General features: G+C 46.4%; 20 protein-coding genes and 1 tRNA gene. 2 read left to right on the top strand and 19 right to left on the bottom strand.

The window, feature by feature from the left end; genetic code table 11:
* Positions 1-74 precede the first annotated feature (74 nt).
* The 18 genes from ACXHJ1_RS13050 to ACXHJ1_RS12965 all read right to left on the bottom strand — a co-directional run bounded on the left by ACXHJ1_RS13050 (position 75) and on the right by ACXHJ1_RS12965 (position 21442).
* A complete protein-coding gene (locus ACXHJ1_RS13050; RefSeq protein WP_457904737.1) occupies positions 75-986 on the bottom strand; it encodes an RluA family pseudouridine synthase in 912 nt (303 codons plus the stop codon).
* On the bottom strand, positions 983-2287 hold the full coding sequence (gene hemL / locus ACXHJ1_RS13045) for a glutamate-1-semialdehyde 2,1-aminomutase (protein WP_457904736.1): 1305 nt from the start codon (positions 2285-2287) through the stop codon (positions 983-985). The genes ACXHJ1_RS13050 and hemL overlap by 4 nt, the downstream gene beginning before the upstream one ends.
* 31 nt (positions 2288-2318) lie before the next feature.
* Positions 2319-3317 (bottom strand): porphobilinogen synthase, encoded by a 999-nt coding sequence (hemB, locus tag ACXHJ1_RS13040; protein WP_016818416.1) that lies wholly within the window; start codon positions 3315-3317, stop codon positions 2319-2321.
* Positions 3318-3365: 48 nt separating this feature from the next.
* Positions 3366-4922 carry a uroporphyrinogen-III C-methyltransferase gene (cobA, locus tag ACXHJ1_RS13035; protein ID WP_457904735.1) on the bottom strand — a complete coding sequence of 519 codons (1557 nt, stop codon included), beginning with the start codon at positions 4920-4922 and terminating at the stop codon, positions 3366-3368.
* A gap of 4 nt (positions 4923-4926) precedes the next feature.
* On the bottom strand, positions 4927-5853 hold the full coding sequence (hemC, locus tag ACXHJ1_RS13030; RefSeq protein ID WP_107734848.1) for a hydroxymethylbilane synthase: 927 nt from the start codon (positions 5851-5853) through the stop codon (positions 4927-4929).
* Position 5854: 1 nt separating this feature from the next.
* Positions 5855-6502: a precorrin-2 dehydrogenase/sirohydrochlorin ferrochelatase family protein gene (locus ACXHJ1_RS13025; protein WP_107734849.1), complete on the bottom strand. Its 648-nt coding sequence runs from the start codon at positions 6500-6502 to the stop codon at positions 5855-5857.
* Positions 6503-6510: 8 nt separating this feature from the next.
* Positions 6511-7338 (bottom strand): cytochrome c biogenesis protein CcsA, encoded by an 828-nt coding sequence (gene ccsA / locus ACXHJ1_RS13020; protein ID WP_016818412.1) that lies wholly within the window; start codon positions 7336-7338, stop codon positions 6511-6513.
* Between the two features lie 16 nt (positions 7339-7354).
* Positions 7355-8749, bottom strand: a complete 1395-nt coding sequence (hemA, locus tag ACXHJ1_RS13015) for a glutamyl-tRNA reductase (protein WP_016818411.1) — start codon at positions 8747-8749, stop codon at positions 7355-7357.
* A 245-nt stretch (positions 8750-8994) separates the two neighbouring features.
* The gene (speD, locus tag ACXHJ1_RS13010) at positions 8995-9393 is read right to left on the bottom strand and encodes an adenosylmethionine decarboxylase (protein WP_025365654.1); all 399 of its coding nucleotides are present in this window, start codon (positions 9391-9393) and stop codon (positions 8995-8997) included.
* Positions 9394-9658: 265 nt separating this feature from the next.
* Positions 9659-10246, bottom strand: a complete 588-nt coding sequence (locus tag ACXHJ1_RS13005; protein WP_025365655.1) for a hypothetical protein — start codon at positions 10244-10246, stop codon at positions 9659-9661.
* A 287-nt stretch (positions 10247-10533) separates the two neighbouring features.
* Positions 10534-11145: a ribosome biogenesis GTP-binding protein YihA/YsxC gene (yihA, locus tag ACXHJ1_RS13000; protein WP_013372691.1), complete on the bottom strand. Its 612-nt coding sequence runs from the start codon at positions 11143-11145 to the stop codon at positions 10534-10536.
* A gap of 18 nt (positions 11146-11163) precedes the next feature.
* Positions 11164-13500, bottom strand: coding sequence for an endopeptidase La (gene lon / locus ACXHJ1_RS12995; RefSeq protein WP_016818409.1), 2337 nt, complete (start codon positions 13498-13500; stop codon positions 11164-11166).
* 110 nt (positions 13501-13610) lie between these two features.
* Entirely contained in the window at positions 13611-15338 is a 1728-nt protein-coding gene (gene lonB / locus ACXHJ1_RS12990; RefSeq protein WP_016324658.1) for an ATP-dependent protease LonB, read from the bottom strand.
* A gap of 217 nt (positions 15339-15555) precedes the next feature.
* Positions 15556-16674, bottom strand: a complete 1119-nt coding sequence (gene ispG / locus ACXHJ1_RS12985) for a flavodoxin-dependent (E)-4-hydroxy-3-methylbut-2-enyl-diphosphate synthase (protein WP_017427410.1) — start codon at positions 16672-16674, stop codon at positions 15556-15558.
* Between the two features lie 110 nt (positions 16675-16784).
* Positions 16785-18041, bottom strand: coding sequence for an ATP-dependent protease ATP-binding subunit ClpX (clpX, locus tag ACXHJ1_RS12980; RefSeq protein ID WP_013372695.1), 1257 nt, complete (start codon positions 18039-18041; stop codon positions 16785-16787).
* Positions 18042-18053: 12 nt separating this feature from the next.
* Positions 18054-18644, bottom strand: a complete 591-nt coding sequence (gene clpP, locus ACXHJ1_RS12975; RefSeq protein ID WP_016324659.1) for an ATP-dependent Clp endopeptidase proteolytic subunit ClpP — start codon at positions 18642-18644, stop codon at positions 18054-18056.
* Between the two features lie 408 nt (positions 18645-19052).
* Positions 19053-20366 carry a trigger factor gene (tig, locus tag ACXHJ1_RS12970; protein ID WP_107734850.1) on the bottom strand — a complete coding sequence of 438 codons (1314 nt, stop codon included), beginning with the start codon at positions 20364-20366 and terminating at the stop codon, positions 19053-19055.
* A gap of 143 nt (positions 20367-20509) precedes the next feature.
* Entirely contained in the window at positions 20510-21442 is a 933-nt protein-coding gene (locus ACXHJ1_RS12965) for a hypothetical protein (protein WP_107734851.1), read from the bottom strand.
* Between the two features lie 237 nt (positions 21443-21679).
* On the opposite strand from ACXHJ1_RS12965, the gene ACXHJ1_RS12960 reads away from it, so the two are divergent.
* Together ACXHJ1_RS12960 and ACXHJ1_RS12955 are read left to right on the top strand one after the other, a co-directional pair.
* Positions 21680-21753: transfer RNA gene (locus ACXHJ1_RS12960), tRNA-Arg, on the top strand.
* 214 nt (positions 21754-21967) lie between these two features.
* Positions 21968-22732 carry an exodeoxyribonuclease III gene (locus tag ACXHJ1_RS12955; protein WP_016818629.1) on the top strand — a complete coding sequence of 255 codons (765 nt, stop codon included), beginning with the start codon at positions 21968-21970 and terminating at the stop codon, positions 22730-22732.
* Between the two features lie 73 nt (positions 22733-22805).
* Here ACXHJ1_RS12955 and ACXHJ1_RS12950 read toward each other — a convergent pair whose 3' ends face one another.
* Positions 22806-26045: a cellobiose phosphorylase gene (locus ACXHJ1_RS12950; protein WP_457904734.1), complete on the bottom strand. Its 3240-nt coding sequence runs from the start codon at positions 26043-26045 to the stop codon at positions 22806-22808.
* Positions 26046-26050 lie beyond the last annotated feature (5 nt).

The raw sequence follows: 26050 nt of genomic DNA, 5'->3' as shown, positions 1-26050 counted from the left end.
GCGCACGGAAACTCCATATTGCAAACCGTTTCTAGGTTCAAGTATATGCGCCAAAATAGAAGGCATGCCATCTTTTATAGCTGTTTGTGCAGCTTTTGAAAATCATCCGGCCAAGCATCCTCGACGATAATCGTTTCGCCGCTCAGCGGATGACAGAAGGTGAGGCGCTCTCCGTGAAGGGCCTGTCTGCCAAAATCAGCAGCACGACCGCCGTATAATACGTCCCCAAGTAAAGGATAGCCAGCATGACTAAGATGTACGCGTATCTGGTGCGTCCGACCTGTCTCCAGCGTCAGATACACGAGACTGACCGCACTCGGACCACTACCCGATACTTCTCCAACTTCCACATGGGTAACCGCCTTCTGTCCAGTTGGGGATACACGGCGGCGCTGTTTATGATGCCTATCCTTGCCAATCGGCCAATCCAACGTCCGCAGCGATGGAGGTACTTTCCCTCGTACCAAAGCTACATAACGACGACCGATGTCTTTAGCTCGCATTTGTTTGTCCAGCTTGAGCAACGCAAATTCATTTTTGGCATAAAGCACCGGGCCTGTCGTGTCCACATCCAGACGATGTACATGCCGTACTGCTGTATGAATGTCGTTGATTTCATAATAGGATGCGACAGCATGATCCAATGTTAGCGGACCATCCTTTACACCACCGTCTGGATGGACCGCCATCCCCGCTGGTTTGTGTACCACCAAGCAAAAATCATCCTCGTATAGTATCTTCAAATCATACCAACGTGGGACGACGCCAAGGTCCACTACAGGAAAAAGGGCCAGCCGCAGCCGGTCCCCTGTAAGTTCAATCCCTTTTTCATGCCGTAGCCTGCGCCACAGCTTGTCCGGTAATCCCAGACGGTTCAGCAACCAGCGATCCACAGCTTCAGCGCCATTTTCATCAGTTGCAATTTCTCGCCCTGGTGTGACTTCCAGCCACGGTCCTCTTCTTTTCCAACTGCCTTTCCAACTCATAGACGTTTGAGCGCGCGATAGTTCGCTTCAATGGTCGCATCAATATCCTCAACGGTATGCACACCTGATACGAACATGCCCTCAAATTGAGATGGAGCTACACTAACGCCCTCATTGACCATTTCAGTAAAGTAACGGCGGAAGTGGTCCTGATTACTCGTTTTAGCAGTGTCAAAATTGACAACCTTCTCGTCTGTGAAGAACGGACACACCATAGAACCGACACGGTTGATCGTGACAGGAATCCCCAGCTCTCGCGCGTTACGTTCGAATCCGGCCTGAAGTCGTGCTGCCCGCTCTTCCAAGCGATCATATACTTCTGGTGTCAGCAATTTAAGCGTCGAATAACCTGCTGCCATAGCCAGCGGATTTCCGCTCAGCGTACCCGCTTGATAGATCGGGCCAGACGGTGCAATTTGCTCTAGAATGTCGCGACGGCCGCCATATGCACCTACAGGTAGGCCACCACCAATCACTTTGCCCAGACACGTAAGATCCGGCGTCACACCAAAGCGCCCTTGAGCAGAATGAAGTCCTACCCGGAATCCAGTCATCACTTCATCAAAAATCAGCAGACTTCCGTACTGTCGGGTTACCTCACGCAATCCTTCCAAAAATCCAGGCTGTGGCGGTACAACACCCATATTACCGGCTACTGGCTCGACAATAATCGCAGCAATCTCTTCGCCAAATTTCTCAAAAGCCAGCTTCACCGACGCCAAATCATTATAAGGGACAGTGATTGTATGTGTGGCCACGACTTCAGGTACACCCGGACTATCAGGTAGACCTAGGGTCGCAACACCAGAGCCCGCTTTAATCAGCAAGCTGTCCGCATGACCGTGATAAGAACCTTCAAATTTAAGGATTTTACTGCGTTTCGTAAATCCACGCGCGAGTCGGATCGCACTCATTGTTGCCTCGGTTCCCGAGTTGACCATTCGAACAATGTCCATGGAAGGAACACGCTCACATACGAGCTTGGCCATTTCCGTTTCCGCAAGCGTTGGGGCTCCGAAGCTGGTTCCTTTTACAACAGCAGCCTGTAAGGCTTTAACCACTTCAGGGTGCGCATGACCCATAATAAGCGGTCCCCACGAACATACATAGTCTATATAGGATTGACCGTCGATATCATATACACGTGATCCTTCCCCACGATCAATATATACCGGTGTTATACCCACGGATTTAAAAGCTCGAACCGGACTGTTTACGCCACCCGGAATATATTGTTTTGCCTCATCAAAGGCTGCTTTGGAACGCGCATCCTTGCGTACCGTTCGTTGTTCGTCCATCATTCTAATCACTCCTGTCTTCTGAAAAATACACTTATTGATTCAACCATCTTGCCGCATCCTTGGCAGAATAGGTAATAATCATATCTGCACCGGCACGCTTCATGCTTGTCAGAATCTCCAGCACCATCGCTTTTTCATCAATCCAGCCTTGGAGAGCTGCCGCTTTGACCATTGCATATTCACCACTGACATTGTAAGCCACCATAGGCAAATCAAATTGGTCCTTAATCGTACGCATTACATCCAGATAAGAAAGAGAAGGCTTCACCATCAGCATGTCCGCACCCTCCATCACGTCAGACTCCGCTTCCCGCAACGCCTCACGTGCATTGGCAGGGTCCATCTGATAGGATTTGCGATCACCAAACTGCGGCGCAGAATCAGCGGCTTCCCGGAAAGGACCATAAAAAGCAGACGCATATTTGACGGAATACGACATAATCGGAATATGTGAAAAACCTTCCAGATCGAGTCCCTGCCGAATCGCCTGTACAAAACCGTCCATCATATTAGAAGGAGCGATAATATCTGCACCGGCTCTGGCCTGAGAAACGGCTGTACGTACCAGCACCTCCAGAGATTCATCATTCAATACTTCACCGCACACTTCACCATCATGCTCATGCATGTGTACCATACCGCAGTGTCCATGGTCCGTAAACTCACACAAACAAGTATCTGCCACGACCAGCAGTTCGGGATAACGCGATTTGATCAAACGAGTAGCTTCCTGAACAATACCGTTGTCTACAAAAGCTGAAGTCCCTACACTGTCTTTGGTTTCTGGTATGCCAAACAGGAGCACAGCAGGAATGCCAAGCTCACTAATTTCTTTCAGTTCTTCCTCCAGCCGATCCAGAGAAAAACGGTATACACCTGGCATGGAGCTAATCTCCTGTTTCACTCCAGTACCAAATGTTACGTAGATCGGTTGGATAAAATCAGACGGATTCAAAACCGTTTCACGCACCATGCTGCGGATGGCAGCTGACTGACGCAAACGACGATGTCTGGTAAAAGGGACACTCATAATTACAAACCTCCATTTTTTTATACATTCATTTGTAAAAATTAAAATTTATAATGTCATAACCGTACTTGATTGTTTCCAGTCACATAGCGATTGAATTAGACTTTCAATGGTTGCCTTCTCTGACATCAAACTGACAGTCAATCCGGCTTGGGTTGCTGTCTCACCAGTTAAGGGGCCGATCACAGCGATCGTAACTCCCTCCAGCAGCGATACTGGATCACTGATCCCCATTTGTCTGAGGGCTTCCATGAAAAAGGTTACGGTTGAGGAACTGGTAAACGTAATCGCGTGAATGGCACGCTCCTCCAGCAGCTTGAGAAGTTCATCATCCTGTGTGTTGGCAGCCAGCACCGTTTGATACAAATCAGCCTCGGTCACATGCAGTCCCATCTCTCTCAGCTGATCCGGCAGCCATGAACGAGCGAGATCACCTCTTGGAAGAAATACGTTTTGCCCTGGTTGCAAATCTTGCTCGAACGTTTCAAGCAATCCCTCTGCCTGAAAAGGACCTTCGATCTGTTCTGCTATAATTCCGTGTTTTCGAAGTGCGTCTGCTGTGGCTGGTCCGACTGCGGCAATACGAGCTTTGTATAGCGCACGTACATCCTTGCCCTGTTCCTTTAAATGAGTGAAAAAGTATTCCACTCCGTTAACGCTGGTAAAAAACACCCAGTCATATTCAGGAAGTCGCGCAAACGCCTCTTTGATTTTCTGTTTTGCCTGCTCGTCCGAAGGGACGACGGTCTGGATAACTGGGAACTCATAAGGTTCGCCGCCAAGCTCCTCAATCCGGTGAACCAGACTGCTGGCCTGCGCGCGTGCGCGAGTAACCAAAATTCGCTTGCCAAACAAAGGCATATCCTCTGCCCATTTTAACTGTTCACGCTGATTGACCACTTCTCCGACAACGATGACGGCGGGCGGTTGAAAATTCGCTGCCTTCACTTTGGCTTCAATATCCGCCAGCGTACCCACTAGCGTATCTTGCTCGGCGCGGGTCCCCCAACGAATCAAAGCAACTGGAGTATCGGACGGCTTACCATGCTTTATCAGCTGATCACTGATATAGCCGATCTTCGCTACACCCATCATAAAGATCAGTGTACCCGTTGCGTTCGTTACTTTATCCCAATGAATACTTTTATCGAGTTTATCCGGACTTTCATGACCTGTAATGATAGACAGCGACGAGGCCATCTCCCGATGTGTAACGGGAATGCCTGCATACGCAGGCACGCTGATGGCTGATGTGATGCCAGGTATGATTTCATAGGAAATACCGTGTTTACGTAATAGCCCGGCTTCCTCGCCGACTCGCCCAAAAATAGTGGGGTCTCCCCCTTTGAGCCGGACGACTGTCTTTCCTTCCAAGGCTAAATCCACCAGCAGCTGATTAATTTCCTCTTGCTTCATGGTGTGACGATCTGGCAGTTTGCCGACATATATTTTTTGGGCCCCTGGCTTCATCAGCCCCAAGAGGCGAGGGCTTGCCAGTCTGTCATACACAATGACATCGCCCAGTTGAATGCACTCCCAACCCTTGACCGTAATTAATCTTGCATCTCCGGGTCCTGCACCTACTAAATATACCTTTCCCACCATTCCATTATCCCCTCACCTGCGCCAGAATCTGTTCCGCTCCTTTGGCTATCAAACTGGCCGCCACCGCTTCTCCCAGCTTCTGCGGATCATTTCCCTGGAGCGTTTCCTTCAAAATAACCTCGCCATCTGGCGAACCTACCATCCCTGTGAGGCTGATTTCTTGACCAGCCCAAACCGCATGAGCTCCGATTGGCACTTGGCATCCCCCATTTAACACACCCAGAAAGGTTCGCTCAGCCGCAACCGTAGCCGAGGTATCCTGGTGGTTGTAGAGTTTCAACAACGCCAATAGCTCTTCATCGCTCGCACGGCATTCAATACCGAGCGCTCCCTGTCCTACTGCCGGTAAGCATGCCTCCTCTGGTATATAGGACGTAATGCGGTCTTTCCAGCCCATCCGGTGCAAACCAGCTGCTGCCAAAATGATGGCGTCAAAACCTTCCGTCTCCAGCTTTTTCAGACGGGAATCAATATTGCCACGTACTGGCTCTAATTGTAGATCAGGTCGCATGGACTTGATTTGACTGGCTCTGCGCAAGCTGCTTGTGCCTACCTTCGCTCCTGGAGGCAAATCCTCCAGACTCTTGGCGCCCAATGTGATCAGGCAATCGCGTGGGTCCTCACGGCGCGGCACAGCGCCATTGACAAGACCTTCTGGCAATTCGGACGGCATATCCTTCATACTATGTACTGCCATATCAATCTCACCAGCCAGCATGGCCTGTTCAATCTCTTTGACAAAAAGTCCTTTGCCACCCACTTTGGACAAGGTTACATCTAATATTCGATCACCCTTGGTCAGGATTTTCTTCACGACAAATTGTAAATCCAATCCATGCTCCGCGCACAGTGCATTCAAATCCTCAATGACATGCCCGGTCTGAGTTAACGCCAGAGCGCTCTGTCTGCTGCCTACCACAATTGTTCGCATGTTATTCCTCCTGATTTTGCGCAATCCATAGATCTATTTCTTTTTCGGTCCAAGCCATAAATTCATGACGTCGTATCTGTTCCAAAATTCCGCTACTCGCCAAGCGTCTTAATAGTTTGGCCCTTTGCTGTGGGGAACTTATCTTGCGTTTGATGACTTGTCGCATATCGTGCATGAAATCCAGATAAGGCTCGTATTCGCTACCGAACAACGTATCCAGGGCTGATGTAATATCAGCGGTCACAGCGGGGCCTGCCCCTTCGGTGGAAATACTAATCGTCAGTCTCCCTCGTCGGATGATGCCCGGCGTTATAAAATCTCCCTCTTCCGAGCGATCCGCCACATTTACCAGTATACCCCTTTGTCTGGCCTCATGCGCAACCTTATTATTCACTTCTCTCTGGTTCGTAGCGGCATATACAAGAAAGGCTCCCTGGAGGTCACCCTCGCGATATACGCGATTTACCCAGTGGAGCTGCTTGTGATCGGCCAGGATCTGCAAATCCGGCGTTATATTCGGGCTAATGACGGTAATGGATGCCCCACTTTCCATCAACCCCTTAACCTTTCGTTCCGCAATCCTGCCGCCGCCTACAACACAACAGAGCTTATTGTTACAATTCAACGAAATCGGGACAAAATGCTGCAAGTGGCTTTTCACTCCCCCGTCCACTGATGAAATACAGACCAGGAATTCAGCAAAAAATTAAGAATGAGTAGCGTGTAGCCAACCAAAGACCACTTTGCCATGACCAGGCCAGAACGCTGGTTCAATCTTTTGCTCACTAAAAATACAATATACACGCATAAGGCAATCGCTGTCATCAGCACTTTGGTATCTAGCAAAAGACGCCAGCGTTCCTCGGCAATAATAGAAATAACAGCCACAACAATAGAAACTCCCAGCAAAGGAGTACCAATTAAAAGTGCCATATGTGTATACCGATCCATCATTTCCAGACTCGGCAGGCGCTTGATCGTGTCATTCCATTTCTTGACTTTCAATTTACGATGCAAAAACAGATACAACCCCGAAAATACAGCCGCTACCGTCATCGCGACAAAGCCAAGATTAGCCAGCGCAATATGAATCAGAAGCAGCCCATGTACGGTATGCCAATTTCCAAGCGGGTTGTCGATCGGCTCCATCCATATATTGTTGAGCACAAGAACAGCAAAACTAATGATATTAAGCAGCAACACCGCAAATTCCGATCGCTGATAACGTGACAGAATCAAAGAAATCAGTACCAGGATAAATGAGAACAGAAACAGAAAGTCGTAGGTCACAAAAATAGGAAGATGCCCTTCATTCCAGGTTCGCATTCCCATAAAAACAAGCTGGAGCATTACAACGACAATAAGAAGCCCTGTACCTGTCCGTTTAGCATTCGCATTGCGACGAATTCCATCCGAAAATACAAACAGAAGGCTCAGGGCAAAAACATAAATCATTGAATCATATATAAGCATGCCTGAGGCCACGTCTGTTCACCCACCTTTACAGGCTGGCCGGCGCAAACGACGCTGGCAAAGCCTGAGCCTGACCGGTTTTTCCATGAACACCAGCCTCCGGTTTTATTAACGCAGATGCATCGCTTTTATCTACTTTCTGAGCGGCGTCCTCCAAACGATCCTCCAGAGCAAAAATGTGGCTAAACATGTCTAGCGCCTCATTTCCCTGCTTTTGGACAGCCAGTTCCTTAACCCGATTGATCGGATCATGCATCATCTGATTCAGCATACTCTTCGTCAAACGGCTTATCACTTTACGCTGCCGTTCATCCAGCTCGGGAAGCTTGTTATACAAGCTTTCCAGCGTATCCTGATGTATGGACTCCGATTTTTCCTGTAATGCACGAATCACCGGACGCACTCCCATCGTTTTCAACCATTGATAAAACTCACTAAGCTCATCTTCAATCATATGCTCGATTTTTGCAGCTTCAGTACGACGCATTTCCAGATTGCTCTCCACGATCCCTTCCAGATCATCAATGTCATATAGGAAAACATTCTGCAATTCGCCAATAGCCGGGTCCAAATCGCGTGGAACCGCGATATCAATCATAAACAAAGGACGAGACTGACGACGTTTCATACTGGCTTCGACACGATTGCGATCCAGAATATACCCCTGAGCACCAGTCGAGCTAATCACAATATCCACATCCGCCAACCGATTCATGCCTTCCTCCATCGTAACTGGCGTTCCGTTAAACTTGGAGGCCAGATCCTCGGCGCGGGACAAAGTTCGATTTGCTACAATAACCTCGGCAGCTCCGCCGCTGTACAAATGCTTAACGGTAAGCTCACTCATTTTACCAGCACCGAGAATCAGTACCTTTTTATCCGTAAACATCCCGAAAATCCGTTTGCCCAACTCAACGGCTGCATAGCTAACAGATACGGCGCTTTCTCCAATAGACGTCTCCGAATGGGCACGCTTGCCCAATGTGACGGCCTGCTTAAACAACATATTAAACCACGTTGCTGTAATTTTCTGAGATTGAGCCTGAAGAAAAGCATTCTTTACCTGTCCCAAAATTTGTGTTTCTCCGATGACCATAGAATCCAGACCACAAGTCACGCGGAACAAATGTCGAATTGCCTGCTCGTCCTCATATATATATAAATGTTGTGTAAACTGATCACGAGGAATACCAAACCATTGTTCCATAAAACTGCGTATAAAATAACCGCACATGTGAAGGCGGTCAACCACAACATATATTTCAGTCCGATTGCAGGTTGCGACAACTACGCCCTCCAACACACTTTTGGTAAGTTTGAGTTGTTCCAGCGCTTTTGGCAAATCCTGTTCTGCAAATGTAAACCGTTCTCTGACTTCCACAGGCGCCGTACGATAATTCAACCCAACAACGACGATGTGCATTGTAAAATTCACCTGCCTAAACTGTAATAAGAATACTCACTGTTATCATAAACTATGTTAATTATATCACAGAAGTCCGAATCTCCTTCGGCTGTTTTATGAATTGTTTATGAAAATTGGATGGCTTTCATAAACATCCAGCACGTTCTGTATATTTAGTTTAGTGTAAACCACTTTTAAAACAAATAACCATGGAAATGTTCCATGGTTATGATATAGGACGCACACGGCTCCATAAAGGAGATTTACACCAACTCAGCCAGCTTGCACTCCGGGGATTCCACCTGAAGTTCTCCCAAGCCGCGAATCAGCTTCTTCGCATATGTTTTTTTCGGTTTTAGAACGGATACCAGGTAATCAATAGCTAACTGCGGATCAACAGTCTCACCGCAAGTATAACAATCAATAGCGGCAAACCCTCTCTCAGGATACGTATGAATAGAGAGATGACTCTCCGACAACAGTACAAGCACGGTAGCTCCCTGTGGTTCGAATTGCTTGGATTGAACGGACATCACCGTTGCTCCGCAAGCTTCAGCAGCTTCAACTAATTGAGCCTCCAGAAACTGCGCATCATTCAGTAATTCAAACTCAACACCCCAAGTATCTACGGCAACGTGTCTTCCGAAAGTTGAGTATTCCAATTCCATCTTTCGGTTCCCCCTTCCTAGGAATAAAATGTTTGAAAAAAATTTCATCCGCTAGGACCTACGTCATTCACTTCCCGAGGGATAACCTCTCGCAACATTCAATGTCCTGAGTGAATCCTGGTTCCTATATTCATTTTCAACGAGATTAAAAATAACATCTATGTGCAGCAAATGCAATCATTTTTTTGGAATAAAAAAGCCCCTTTCGGTAAAGAAAGGGACTACACCGTATAACAATTCATTCCATATATTCAGCCTCTTAAGCTTCCAGGGCAAATAATTTGGAGCAACTCATCCGAAGCTTGTGGTCAATCTGTTCCAGCTCAGAGAAAGTACGCGCCAGATTCCGCTCATCAAGTAACGAATTAATGAGATTGTATACATCTGCTATTTCCTTTTCGACGTTCTGATGTTGAAAAAGCTGTTGCAGCTCTTGCACTGTATTTCTATATTCAAACACCAGCCTGGAGCCTTCTGCATTCTTTTCCATAATTTTTCGAACCGCACCTTCATTATAAAAATACACCATAGTGAATCCTTGATACATGCGGTAAACAATACCTTCACCCTTAAAACGAACAAATAGTTGGCGTATAAACAGGGTTAGCTGTGGATGAACTAAGCGGCAAGTTAATTCACAGACAAACGCTCCCTCTTTAGCTTCAAAAAATAAATGAACTTCCTCACCTGCAATATGCTCCAGAACGATTTCCTGTCTTCCGTTATCCAGAACTTTAATGCGGTAATGCACCTGAGGATCATTCACTGCCTGTAAAAATTCGTCCATTTGGGTTTCTGACAAAGTCAAAGTGGTTTTTACATACTCTGTGGCTAACCGCTGTGCCATACCAATCTCCTCAATTCTTTCCTCAAACCTGTAGTGTAAGCTTTATGCTTTATTATACATCAGACCCGCAGCGCTTTCTTGCGCATCAAATCATAAATATCCGGCATTCATCGGAAATAAACGGAAAATAACGGAGTCGCAGCTGCATTATCCACCATATGCTCACTTTTATGCTTAAATCCCACGATTTACTTTGTTTATTATATATTATTCCTACCCATTTAATAAGTTTAATGTTTTTAATCCAACATCACGAAAAAAAGGCGTCCTTCAGGACGCCCCTAACCTTACAATTCCGTCTGCTCTTCGTCGTCATTCTCGATATAGCTGGAGATGACCGACCACAGCTCTTCCTTGCCCATGCCTTCTTCGGATGAAAAGGGGATAAACAAACCCCCGGGAAGTATTCCGAGTTCCTGCTTGATTACCTTATAGTGCTTTTCTCGCCGTGTTTTAGGGATTTTATCTGCTTTTGTGCCTACAACACAGACCGGAAGCCCATTATGACGCAACCAGTCGTACATCATGATATCATCCTTGGACGGTGGGTGGCGCAAATCTACCATTTGAAGCACCAGTTTAAGCGGCTCACGTTCCAGCAAATAAGACTCAATCATCTGCCCCCAAGCCTTGCGAGACGTTTTGGATACCTTAGCATAACCGTAACCGGGAAAATCCACAAAATAGAGCTCATCATTAATCCGGTAATAATTGAGTTGCTGGGTTTTACCTGGCGTAGAACTGGTACGCGCCAAATTTTTACGGTTAATCATCCGATTAATCAGTGATGATTTTCCAACATTGGAGCGCCCCGCCAGAGCAATCTCTGGCAAAGCGTCCACAGGAAACTGATCCGGGCCAACCGCACTGATTATAAATTCTGCTTTTGTTACTTTCATTGTGTCTTTAATTCCTCTCTAATGTACCCTTGCCTGCTCAACCAAAGCATGCTTTAACACCTGATCCATATGGGCAACGGGGACAAATTCAACATCCTGCCGGATACTGTCGGGAATATCCTTCAAATCCCGTTCATTATCTTTGGGAAGCAGAATTTTTTTGTAGCCTGCCCGATGGGCAGCCAGCGACTTTTCTTTCAAACCGCCAATCGGCAATACGCGACCGCGCAAGGTAATTTCGCCCGTCATCGCTACATCCTTGGATACATGACGGTTGGTTAAAGCGGAAATTAATGCGGTAGCAATCGTAATTCCGGCAGATGGGCCATCCTTTGGTATCGCTCCCTCAGGAATATGAATGTGGATATCATTTTTCTCATAGAAGTCCAGTTCAATGCCCAGATCGACTGCCTTGGAACGAGTGTAGCTGAATGCCGCCTGCGCGGATTCTTTCATAACGTCTCCCAGTTTACCCGTAAGAATCAGTTTCCCGCTACCAGGCACGACCGTCACTTCAATCATCAGTGTTTCACCACCGACCTCGGTCCATGCCAAGCCTGTAACCGTACCGATCTGATCCTCCAGTTCTGCTACACCGTAACGGAATTTGGCGATACCCAAATAATCTTTCAAATTATCCGGTGTGATTTGAATCGGTCCTTCACCACCGGAAACAACTGACTTCGCCGCCTTGCGACACAGAGAAGCCATTTGCTGTTCAAGATTCCGCACACCGGATTCACGGGTATATTCACGAATGACACGCAGCAGCGTATCCTCCCCAATAACCAATTGTTCCTCTCCCAAGCCATGCTCTCTCTTCTGCTTAGGCAATAGATATCGATTGGCGATTTCCAGCTTCTCCAGTTCGGTGTAGCCGGGAATATAGAGCGTCTCCATACGATCCATCAGCGGACGCGGGATATTATGTGCAGCATTGGCTGTCGTAACAAACATCACGTTGGACAGATCAAACGGCAACTCAACAAAATGGTCACTGAACGTGTTGTTTTGCTCAGGATCAAGCACTTCGAGCAACGCCGCCGATGGATCGCCTCGGAAATCGGAGGCCATTTTATCAATCTCATCCAGCAAAAAGACTGGATTAGATGTTCCTGCGGTCTTCATTCCCTGAATAATCCGCCCCGGCATCGCGCCAACATAGGTCCGGCGGTGACCACGGATTTCTGCTTCATCGCGCACACCACCGAGAGAGATGCGGACAAATTCCCGGCCCATGGATTTGGCAATCGAGCGAGCCAGTGAGGTCTTGCCGACCCCTGGCGGACCTACGAGACACAGAATGGGTCCCTTAATAGTTTTCACCAGTTTGCGCACGGCCAAATACTCCAACACCCGCTCCTTGGGCTTATCCAGCCCATAGTGGTCGTTATCGAGTATTTCTTCTGCTTTGACGATATCAAGATCATCATCGGTGAACTTGTTCCACGGCAAGCTTAACAGCCAATCGACGTAATTGCGGATGACACCACCCTCGGCAGAGCTTGCTGGCATTTTTTCCAGACGGTCAATTTCCTTTTCGACCTTCTCTTTCACCGGAACAGGCAACTCTCGTTCACTTAGCTGGTTGCGTAGTTCTTCAACTTCTCCTGCGCGACCTTCCTTCTCACCAAGTTCCTTCTGAATCGCCTTCATTTGTTCACGCAGATAATACTCCTTCTGCGTCTTTTCCATCTGCTTTTTCACACGCTGGTTGATTTTACGTTCCAGCTCCAGCACTTCACGTTCATTGTTCAAAATATCTAGGAGCTTCTCCAGACGCTGAGTTACGTCGATCGTCTCCAATATATCCTGCTTTTCCTTAATTTTGAGCGTCAAATGGCTTGTGATTACATCAGCCAGTCGCCCTGGCTCCTCAATATCAGATACCGCAGCGAGAGTCTCCGGTGTTACCTTTTTGGACAAATTGATATAATGCTCGAACTGAGTTAATACAGTGCGCATAAGCGCATCCGTTTCAGGCTGTACGTTTTCTGCCTCGTGCAGTTCCTTAGCCATTACCTCATAATATTCTTCATTGTCCGTATATTGAATAATCTCAGCGCGTTCCAGCCCTTCCACCAATACTCGAATGGTTCCGTTGGGAAGCTTGAGCATTTGGCGTACTTTGGCTACCGTGCCGACTCGAAAAATATCCTCTTGTGTGGGTTCTTCAATATTAACTTCTGATTGAGAACACAGGAGAATCAAATTGTCTTCAACCATCGCTTTTTCCAAAGCCTTGACCGATTTTTCCCGGCCCACATCGAGATGCAGAACCATGCTCGGGTAAACCAGAAGTCCTCTTAAAGGCAGCAAAGGAAAACGACGACCTTTTGTCTTGGTGGGTCCCATCGCTTTCGCACCTCCAGTGATTCTCAGGTTCCGGATTTTACAATCCTCACGTTGCTATCTTTCATATTTTATCAAATGTTTTATAAAAAAACCAATGAAAGACTAGTTCATTAGCAAGATCCCGTATCTGAAATCGTCCCATTATGTGTTCCATCCGCCTGTAACAAGGAGGATTGAGATGGGCGAAAAGTCTCAATTGGCGCATGTACAGGCGCATCCGTGGTCATCTCTTCTCCAAACACATGACGAAACACTTCGGTAACCGACTGTACAGGGATGACTTTTAGTCCCTCAATGCTGTCAAATAGAGCTTGCCAGTTATCCTGCGGAATGATCACTTTTTTGGCACCAGCCTGAAAAGCAGCTTCGACCTTGGCTAATACGCCGCCAATCGGCTTGACTCGACCATGGATGCTAATCTCGCCAGTCATGGCAATCTCATGATCCACCGGAATTCCCCGCATCGCGGAGGCAATAGCTGTTGCCATCGCAATCCCTGCCGACGGACCATCTACTGGCGTCCCCCCGGGAAAATTGATATGCAGATCGTAATTGGACGGGGACAAACCGAGCGTACGCAAAACAGTCAGAACATTTTCCACAGAGCCTTTAGCCATGCTCTTACGACGCAGTGTACGGGAGTTACCTCCGATCTCTTCTTCATCCACAACACCCGTAATATTATAGCTTCCCTTTCCTTCAGGAACCGGAACCGCAGTAACCTCAATTTCCAGCAGCATGCCCATGTTCGGACCGTATACAGCTAATCCGTTAACGAATCCGATTTGCGGCAAGCCCGGTATTTTTCGATCAGGACGAGGTTGAATTTGGCTGCTACCCGCTACCCATTCTACATCCGAAGCATCGAGTCGTTCCCTTTTCTCGGTAAGCGCCAAACCAGCAGCAAGCTGGATCATATTGACTGCCTCCCGGCCGTTGGTCGCATAACGCTGTACAACCTCAACTGCCTCTGGACAAGGACCAAAGCCCAACTTGTGTACAGCATCTTCAGCAATACGAGCAATCTCCTGAGGTTGCAGGGCACGGAAATAAATTTCCATACACCGGGATCGAATAGCAGGTGGCAGCTCATGCGGCGAACGGGTCGTCGCACCTACCAAACGGAAATCCGCAGGCAAACCATTTTGGAAAATATCGTGAATGTAAGCAGGCGTATGCGAGTCTTCTGAATTGTAATATGCACTTTCCAAAAATACCTTTCGATCCTCCAGCACTTTCAACAGCTTATTCATCTGCGTTGGATGCAGCTCGCCAATCTCATCAATGAACAGCATCCCTCCATGAGCCTTCGTTACAGCTCCGGGTTTAGGTTGAGGGATACCCGCTACACCCATCGCTCCTGCCCCTTGATAGATTGGATCATGTACTGAACCAATTAACGGGTCCGCAATACCACGTTCGTCAAAACGGGCCGTTGTGGCATCAATCTCCGTGAATTTAGCATCCCCCTTGAACGGGGAGGACTGATTCTTCTTAGCCTCTTCCAGCACCACACGTGCTGCAGCCGTTTTCCCTACACCAGGAGGGCCATAAATAATGACATGCTGCGGATTTGCACTGCATAACGCCGCTTTGAGCGCTCGCAGACCGTCCTTCTGACCGACGATATCCTGTAACGTGGCAGGTCGCGTGCGTTCAGCCAGCGGCTTAGTAAGTGAAATAGAGCGCAATTTGCGCAACTTATCCAATTCCTTCCTAGATTCCCGATCCACCGCACTACGGTTCGTTTTCTGGCTCCGCAGAAGATTCCAGAAATACAGACCAATGACAATCCCGAAAAACATTTGCACCAATAACAATATCATAGTCAAGTCCATCGTATTTCCTCCGTTTCTCATCTCAGCAATTTGAAAATGCTGTTCTATGAAAGACAGTATTTCCTTTTCCACGAGAGCTAAACGGCTGTCTTTCAAAAGATCAGAGAGAAATACAAAAACGCCGCGAAAAACAGTTCTGTAGCAGAGCTGCTCTCCACGGCGCTTATACAATGACCATAGTTTATGATTATACCTGTTTTAAAATAACCGCTTTTGCCTACACCTTCTCGGCAGTGTGACGCTCTTCACGTCCCGGTATTTTACCTGTTTCCTCATAAGCCTTGACGATGATATCAATTTCTTTTTTCAATTCGTCAACCATTTCAGCCTCAGGGACTTTGCGAATCATCTTTCCATAACGGAACAATAGACCTTCTCCACGTGCTCCGGCAATTCCGATATCAGCTTCCTTCGCTTCACCCGGACCGTTAACTGCACACCCCAGTACGGATACTTTAATCGGCACCTTGAGTTTTGCAATGTAATCCTCTACTTCGTTCGCAATAGAGAACAGATCAATATCCAGACGCCCGCAAGTCGGACAAGAAATCAATGTAGCTGCATTCGTGATCAACCCAAACGTTTTGAGCAACTCCCGTGCTACCTTCACTTCTTCGACCGGATCGGCACTTAGTGAGATACGCATGGTGGACCCGATACCAGCTGCCAACAGTGCTCCCATACCCGCTGCGCTTTTAACCGTTCCAGTAAAGAGTGTACCGGCTTCGGTGATGCCCAAATGGAGGGGATACTTAATAATTTCAGCTGCCTTCGTGTAAGCCGCAATCGCCATTGGAACGTCAGAAGCCTTCAGTGATACGATAATATCATGGAAATCAAGCTCTTCGAGTATCCCGATATGGTACAGTGCACTTTCTACCATCGCTTCTGGCGTCGGGTAGCCATACTTATCCAGTAAATGCTGTTCCAATGATCCGGCGTTCACACCAATCCGAATCGGAATCCCTTTTTCTTTACACGCCTTAACGACTGCTTCCACTTTTTCACGTCGTCCAATGTTGCCTGGGTTAATACGAACCTTGTCAATCCCATTTTCAATCGCCAGTAGAGCCAGCTTGTGATTAAAGTGAATATCTGCAACCAGCGGAATATGAATCCGCTTCTTAATTTCCTTAATAGCTGCGGCAGCTTCCTCATTGTTGACGGTAACCCGCACTATCTGACATCCGGCTTCTTCCAAGCGAAGAATCTCAGCTACTGTAGCTTCCACATCTGCCGTTTTGGTTGTACACATGCTTTGGATGATGACTTCATTGCTGCCGCCAATCGTCAGATTCCCGACTTTAACGGGACGTGTGTCTTGTCTTAAGAACATGTACTTTTCTCTCCCATTAACGCCAAACCTCCACCCCATAAAACCTCATACGGGTTTAGTGAAGTGGAGATCTGGCTTCTCATATTGTAGAGATCGCGAAGTATCAATCCTTAGGCGCTCTCTTCTTGTTTTTTATCCTTATCTGTACCACCGAGTTCCGGTGCGATTTTATCTTTTACTACCTGCTCGTTGATGACGCAAGTCGTCACATCATCACGGGAAGGAACTTCGTACATAACGTCGAGCATAATACCTTCGATGATTGCACGAAGGCCACGGGCACCCGTGTTACGCTTGATCGCCTCACGAGCAATGGCTTCCAGAGCATCTTGCTTAAATTCCAGCTGCACATTGTCCAGTTCCAGCATCTTCTGATATTGCTTGGTCAAGGCATTTTTTGGTTCAGACAAAATACGAACCAATGTCTTCTCATCAAGCGGCTCCAGCGTAGAAATAACTGGCAAACGTCCTACGAATTCCGGAATCAGACCGAATTTCAGCAGATCCTCTGGCAATACCATGGAGGTATATTCGCCTGGTTTCAGATCTTTTTGTTCACTAGTCGCGTTAAAGCCGATGACCTTCTTACCGATACGACGTTTGATCATTTGCTCCAGACCATCAAAGGCACCACCGCAAATGAACAGGATATTCGTGGTATCAATTTGAATGAATTCTTGATGTGGATGCTTACGACCACCTTGCGGAGGTACAGAAGCAACTGTGCCTTCCAAAATTTTAAGCAACGCTTGCTGTACACCTTCACCCGATACGTCACGCGTAATGGACGGGTTTTCGGATTTGCGGGCTACTTTATCAATTTCGTCAATATAGATAATGCCGCGCTCGGCTTTTTCTACATCATAATCGGCAGCTTGAATCAGTTTCAGCAAAATGTTTTCAACGTCTTCACCCACATAACCAGCTTCCGTAAGGGAAGTGGCATCTGCGATTGCAAATGGGACGTTCAAAATTTTAGCCATGGTTTGCGCAAGTAACGTTTTACCCGAACCTGTAGGTCCAAGCATCAGAATGTTACTTTTTTGCAATTCCACATCATCAATTTTGTTTTGTGTATTAATACGTTTGTAGTGATTATATACCGCAACAGACAATGATTTTTTCGCTTGATCCTGACCAATAACATATTGGTCCAGAATTTCACGGATTTGCATTGGTTTTGGAATGTCTTTTAGATCTACTTCTTCTTCATGACCCAATTCTTCCTCCACAATTTCCGTGCACAACTCGATGCATTCGTCACATATATATACGCCCGGTCCGGCAACAAGCTTGCGAACCTGATCCTGAGATTTACCGCAGAAAGAACATTTTAATTGTCCTTTTTCATCATTAAATTTAAACATAGAGCCACCCCTTTACAGATTAATCGGTTTAGACAGCACCTGGTCAATGATACCGTATGCTTTCGCCTCTTCCGCTTCCATGAAGAAATCCCGGTCAGTATCACGTTCGATTTTTTCGAGGGGCTGACCTGTACGCTCCACATAGATTTGATTCAGCTTGGCACGTGTTTTGATAATCCAGTCCGCATGAATCAGCATGTCGGAGGCTTGCCCCTGAATGCCGCCGAGCGGCTGGTGAATCATAACTTCACTATTGGTAAGTGCATATCTCTTGCCTGGTGCACCAGCTGTGAGCAATAAAGAGCCCATACTAGCAGCCATACCTACACAAATCGTCGATACATCCGGCTTAATGAATTGCATTGTATCATATATACCCATGCCTGCAGTAACAGAACCGCCTGGCGAGTTAATGTACAAATTAATGTCCTTCTCCGGGTCTTCCGCAGAAAGGAACAATAGCTGTGCAATGACGAGATTGGCGACATCGTCATCAATCGGGCCACTTAGGAAAATGATGCGATCCTTAAGCAACCGCGAGTAAATATCGTAAGATCGTTCTCCTCGATTCGTTTGTTCCACAACCATAGGGACGAGACTCATCACGACCAACCTCTTTTCTTTATTAAAATGAACACCTGTATTCATCCGCTTCCTTAAGTCCCATTAAAACGGAAGCGGCAATCATGAAACGTGAACACCTTACAAAATATTTTAACATGTTCAGAGTCTCGTGTCATATTTGCCTGTGCTCATATATAAAATGCAGGCTATTTACAGACGTCCTGCCGAGACCTTCTCATATTTAACCATGTTTCGTATGTATGTGCAAATGTACGGTAGTGACTTATGTAAAACAGAAAACACCATTCACAGCGTTTCCATAAACGACTAAAATTTGGATTGTCTAAGGTAAAAATAAGGCACGTAACTTTCACTACGTGCCTTATCCTTATCTAATTACTACGTTGCAGCCTGTTACAGCATACACCGTATATTTTATCGTTTAAATTACTCAGCAGCTGCAGCTGGCGCTTCAACTTTTTTGCTGTTTTCAACCAGCAAAGCGATTGTTTTGCGCAGTGAGATCTCTTCTTTCAAGTTAGCGAACGAGCCGTTACTTTCCAGAATGCTGCGGATCTCTTCTACAGAACGTTTGTAAGCATCAGCCATGTTTTGCAGCTCTTCATTAATTTCCGCTTCGGAAACTTCGATGTTTTCTGCTTTAGCCACTTGCTCCAGCACGAGGTTGTTGCGTACGCGCTTCTCAGCATCAGCTTTCATTTGCTCTTCCAGGTCTTCTTTGCTTTGACCGGAGAAGCCGAGGAACATTTCAAGATTCATGCCTTGGCTGCGCAGACGGTTGTCGAAATCGCGAACCATGTTTTGCACTTCACTCTTAACCATTGCCTCAGGAATGTCGATTGTTGCATTTTCAGCAACTTTCTCCACTACAGCGCCCTCACGAGCTGCTTTAGCTTCGTTTTCTTTGCGTTCCAGCAATTGCTTTTTCAAGTCTTCCTTGAATTCAGCAAGTGTGTCAAATTCACTTACATCTTTAGCAAATTCATCGTCCAATTCAGGAAGAACTTTGCGTTTCAGTTCATGAACTTTCACTTTAAATACAGCTTGTTTACCAGCGAGGTCAGCAGAATGGTAGTTCTCAGGGAACGTTACTTCAACGTCCTTGGAATCACCAGTGTGCAAACCAATCACTTGATCTTCAAAGCCTGGGATGAAGGTATTGGAACCCAGTTCCAGAGAATACTTCTCAGCTTGTCCACCTTCGAACTGTACACCGTCTACGGAACCGTCGAAGTCAATGATAGCTGTATCGCCGGATTGAGCAGCATCTTCATCAACGACAACCAATTCAGCATGACGTTGTTGCAGGCGCTCCAGCTCTTGAGCCAATTCTTCGTCGCTTACTTCGATTTTGCTTACAGGCACTTCTACGCCTTTGTAATCGCCCAAAGTTACTTCAGGTTTAACAGTAACTTTTGCTTTGAATTTGAAAGTTTCGCCTTTAGCAAATTGATCAATTTCAACATCTGGGCTATCTACTGGGAAGATGTCTGTTTGCTCTACAGCTTGGCTGTATGCTTCTGGCAACAGGAAGTCAATTGCATCCTGGTACAGACTTTCAATGCCATAACGTTTTTCAAAGATAGGACGTGGCACTTTACCTTTACGGAATCCTGGTACGCTTACTTGTTTAACCACTTTATTAAAAGCTTTGTCGAGTGCAGCGGCTACACGATCCGCGTCTACCTCAACTTCAAGAACCCCAAGGTTCTTCTCTATTTTCTCCCAAGTTGCTTTCATTTTATGCTTTCCCCTCCAACAAAATCTTCACTTAGTTTTCATTACAATCAACGCACACAAAATAACCACTATAGTATATCTAACATTACTGTCTTTTTCAAGAGCAGCCCTTGAATGCTTTAACAGGTAAACGTTTCCGGTCATTAAGGAGTGTTCATTCCCGCCGCTACGAATAATCGCATCGACCGATATGCTTGCTCAAAACGGAAGCGCAGTGCATCTGTAATGCCATATATAGCGCGGGTTTCTTCTTCATTGTTGTTCCCGTTCAAACTTTCCGAAACGGTCTGATGGAGTGCTGCTGCCCAAATATCCGGCATTCCGTCCTCCTCTATCAACATTGATCTATAATCTTTAGTACCGTACACGGCCATCACAAACTGTGACCACAGCTCCTGTGCAAAATAGAATAGTGTGGGCTCATGCACTTCAGTCTGGTCGGCTACCCGTTCCAAAATACGCATAATCGCCTCTGGAAACTCATCAGGCTGTAACGGAACCGTTTCAATATCGATTTCCGTCTGTTCATCACCCCGTCTGATTTCTATCGTTCCTTCCATTCCGCGGCGTCTCAATGTCTGTAGAACACGGAATTGGAGAAGAGGATGGATTTCCCGTTCAGTAATCCAGCGAAGCAAAGCATCGTCGATCTCCGGCAGTTCCAAGTAGGATAGCTGTTCCAAAGCTAGAATCGTCTGTTCGGATAACGGTTGATCCATAGCCATCTGCAAAAGCTTGTTACCGTAGCCTGCATCCTGTTCCTGCTTAAAACGTGCATGACGGCGAGCCAACTCAACTTCACTGACTTCGTCTTCTTCCACACTGTCCGTTACCGCTCCGCTGTCAGCATACTGTGGAAATGCAGCTTCCAACCATTGTGATAGAGCGTTCCATTCATCGTATTGTTTCTGCTCCTGTCCCTGACACTGCATCAAAAAGCGCAGCATCGCCATCGCCTCTCCGTAACGTTCGTTTTCAAGCATCACCGTAAGTTGAATTTGATAGTAGTCCAGTGTCTTCGGAAACAATACGATATTATTTTCTTTTGTCGTCACCTTGGAGTCCTTTATTTTCAAGGCACCCCCTCTCCTCCGCAAGCTAAGTATTTGTAGATTATATGAGAAACAGCAGCCGAAGTTCAACCACTCGTCTTCAACATATTCACCTGTATTCTAACATACCCTTTTATAAGGCAAAAAAAACGATGTGTAGTCTGAATTTATGTGGTGTAGAGCCCGAATAAGCGATATATGTAAAATAAGACTTGAATCTTTTTCATCCATATGATATATTAATATTCGCTTGAATTTTATGTCCCAGTAGCTCAGCTGGATAGAGCAACGGCCTTCTAAGCCGTCGGTCGGGGGTTCGAATCCCTCCTGGGACGTATAGCCGAAGCTTCCTATTTAGGAAGCTTTTTTTATTTTCCAGCGAAATAGGACCCACCGTGAACGTTGGAGCCCAGCATCGTATTACAACCTATTAATGTAGAAAAGGCTGTTTCCGTAGCGCTGTTCGAGCGCTTGTCTGGGACAGCCTTTTAATCGAGGATATACCCATTACACCGCTTGACTGCGTGGAGTAGTAAGGAGTTTAATCAAATGAAATTAATATCTTGGAATGTAAATGGCTTAAGAGCCTGTGTAACCAAAGGATTCTATACTTATCTAAAAGAAACGAATGCCGATATTTTTTGCGTACAGGAAACGAAGCTTCAAGAAGGACAAATCCTCATGGAGAACATGGAGGAATACATGCAATACTGGAATTATGCTGAGAAAAAAGGGTATTCTGGCACAGCTATTTTCACCAAAATCAAGCCGCTCTCTGTGCATTATGGACTCGAAGAAAATGAAGAACCGGAGGGTCGAACCCTTACGCTGGAATTTGAAAAATTTTATCTTGTCAATGTGTACACACCGAATACCAAACGGGATTTATCCCGATTGCCATACAGGCTCGAATGGGAAGACCGTTTTCGCAACTATCTGCAACAACTAGACACTCTGAAGCCTGTCATCATTTGCGGAGACTTGAACGTGGCTCATCAGGAGATCGATCTCAAAAATGCCAAAGCCAACTACGGAAATGCTGGCTTCACGCCCGAGGAACGAGACCGCATGTCACAGCTGCTCAACGCTGGATTTATAGACACCTTCAGATATTTTTATCCTGATCGAACGGATGTTTATTCCTGGTGGTCCTATATGCCAAAGGTGAGAGAACGGAATATCGGCTGGCGGATTGATTACTTCCTCGTCTCGGAGCGGCTTCGTCCGCTTTTAATAGATGCGAGTATTGATTGCCATATTACAGGCAGTGACCACTGCCCTGTTATATTGGATTTGCAAGATATTTCCGCATAATTCGCACTAATACAAGAGTCTAAAGTTTTAAAAGCCGTCATGCTCCGTTTGGCAGCATGACGGCTTAAATGAATTAAAGCGATCTCTCCAGATGCACCTCGATACGAGAAACCAGCCGGTCTCTCACATCCTGCGCCTCTTTTGGGTCTAATACAGCCTGGTTTATTGTCTTCTGTTCCTCATTGCTATAATGCAGTATATACTGTTTCACTATGCAGTCCGGCGCGTAAGTATCCATGCGACTTGTATTATAATACGTCACCTGGCAGCTTCCGAGAAAGCAGAAGGTTAACTCACCTGTAGCTGTGAACAGCCAGCCTGGCAACTTGGGCTCCAGCTTCAAGGTAAGCCCCCTAGAATCATAGCCAAATGGCTGCCCGCCTGTCATCATCCATAGCCACATATGAATAAATTCTGCCGTTGATCCACTCAGCCTCGCAATATATCCCGTTCCATGCAAACTTGCATCAGGATTAGCACTGCTAGCAATAAAGGAACTGTTTTCCAGCGTACTTCTTCCATAGATCGCAGCGTCCATAAAAGGGGGTAGCGCTTTTTGGATGTCTGCAAAAAATTCAGTGTATAGACCCACCTTTAAACACTCAAGTAAATATTTATATTCCATATGCATAAATATCGATTCATTTTCCAGCCACCCTGGCGTGAAAGCTCTGGAACGACCAAGTTCAAACGGCTGTCCCGCCAGACTCTCATTCACCTTATACATACCCAGCTTTTTGTCGTAAAGCTCGCTCTGTCTGATAAGTCGATACAGCTTGCGCCCATTTATAATGTCGCCAGTTACTTTCATAGCCCGGGTTGGCCCTTCTAGGAAGAACGGTATATCCTTGCGTTTAAAGGAATGTATATTTACAAACACCCCCCCGTTCTCATCCTCCTGTACCTCGAATTCTTTGGCTTCATAATAAAAGAAGGTTGGGTATATCCCCTTTCCTATACGCAGAGCCTTATCCATCCCCTCTTGAATCTTACGTTCAGCCCGCTGCAAAAACACCAGCACATCATCAAAGGATAATGCTGCTTCGGTCCCTTCAAATCCAAAACGAACCGTTTCGCGATATGCTTCTCTAGCATCCGAAATCCGTGACCAGAAGCCATGATCGGCACTACCATTCCCAGGCTCCGCATCATTAAAATCGTGGTAGTACTCTTCAACTGCGAGCCCTAATTCTTGGATCAACCTGGCGACCTCTAGCGGTAGTCTCAGCACAAAGTCTGCCGAAAGCTTCATCTGTGCATGTATTAAAAATCTTACGAGTCGCTGTAACTCGCATAGCTCACTAAAGCCCGAAGCAAACAGCCCCGGAAGTCCGTTCATGGAATCATTCCATCCTGGTTTCCCCGCCTCCATCTCAATTCCCAAGCCTTCTGGATCTAATGTAGACAGCTTGATGGCAGCCAAGGACAGCAGCTTCTCGTACAAATTGGACTTGTAAATCTCTCCGTTGCCTCGTCCGGTTCGAACCCAGTGAACATCACGACTCCGCATGTGAAGTTGAGCTTTCTTCTCCTTGCTTTCTACAACCGCTCCGTACTGACGAATACGTCCATCCTTCATCTGCACGTATTTGTTTTGACGCGGCTGTACCCATGCCGGACTGTCGTAATACATGTACTCTCTTGTCGAGAGCAGGAGTTCTTCTTGTTTGTCTGGAAAGATACTTAAATAGCTTTCGATTAGATCCATATTATAAGTCCAATGGTCGATCCAGAAGCCTTCACCAAAATCAGCCTCATAGCATTGCTCGGAATGCTTGAGGGCTTCGGTCACAAATGTCTCTACCGTTTGCTTTAGTCCAATATTGTCATGAATGATGTGCTGAATCAGCTCGCCCGGGGTAAATGATGATTGAAAAAAAGTACACAAAGACGAATGGGCCGCCACTTCCACCTGTTCCAGCAACGGTTCGAGCTCTCGTATTTGAAAGCTACAGCCTTTTACAACAAGCGGGTTATAGCCGTCCGGCTGAATCAGGCTCATAAACAAACGAATATTAAAATCTCCGACGTCCGGGTTAAACCACACATCATTTCTCCGATTCTGGTTCGCATCGCGGAAATTACCATTTCCTTGAGAATAATACCCCGCCTGAAGCTTGAAAAAATTATAGTCTCGTTCCAGATCCCCATGCTTGCGCGAAAATACATGATACACAAAGGGTTGCTCCGTGCCGTTGTCCAGCAATAATGGATAACCACCACGTAACAGATTATCCAGATAGCTCTGACGACAGTATTCGTCAAACAACGGAATGGATGTCTGCGTGGCCATTCCATCCGTCAACTCTTCAACTAACGTTCTAGCTTCCTTCGCCTTTTGATCGATATAAGACATCGTTGCAATTTCTGTAATCCGTTTATTGATCAATTGAATATCATTCACATGCCCGATGACCGAACAATGATTTACAGTTGTACCTGCCGCCAATCGTGCCGCATAACCGCTAAACCCACAAGGCACTTTATTCGTCGTCACTGGCTGCTGTGAAATCAGGTCTTCGACACGTGTATGGATAAAGCAGTCAGGGAAGGTCAGGGACGTATTTTCACCAAATATAATGGATGGATCGACAATGGGACGTACTAGTCTGGCCTTGCCATCCTGCTCCACAAAGCTATACATAAAATGTCCCGCCTCAATCTGATGGACCTCACTTGTATCCGCTGTACTTCCACGTACCTTATAGTAAGGTATGCTGTTATTGAGGTTATACACATCCATCCAGCTTTTCAGTGTATATCCAAGCTCCTTGTAAGCCGTATTGTCAATACCGAAGGGCAGCACAGCCGGCATGCCGTCCAGCACCTCCAGCTCAAGTTCTTGATCGGAATGATTGACAATCTCAACCTTGCGCACCAAAGCAGCGTAGCTTTCATGAGGAAGCGTAAAATATTGCACACGCACCTCCAGCCCTATATCTGGATGAGAGCTATTAATTTCCAGCATATGGCGGGATATTAACATTTTTTGTTGCTCATGCTCTAAAGGACGCACAGCCGAAAACGGCTCCATATAGCTCCACTCATCCTGCCTTTTTACCTTTAAAAAGGTACGGAAGCCATGGATCGGTACGAGGCTATAGCTGCGGTTAGCCGGAAAAAATTCCATAATCGCTCCATTTTTATCCTCCACACCAAAGCTCGCAATTCCTTGTCCACGATTAACATAATACGCCCACAGGGGAATCCCCTGAACACCAGCAATGCCGGGCAAGAAACTGGAAAAGGGCTTGGCATGCGCAAAATTTTCAATCACAAAACGTCCTTGATTGTCAAAATAATACGGCTGCATCGTAT

The organism is Paenibacillus sp. ALE2 (assembly GCF_054113385.1).
This window is presented reverse-complemented; position numbering and strand designations above follow the sequence as displayed.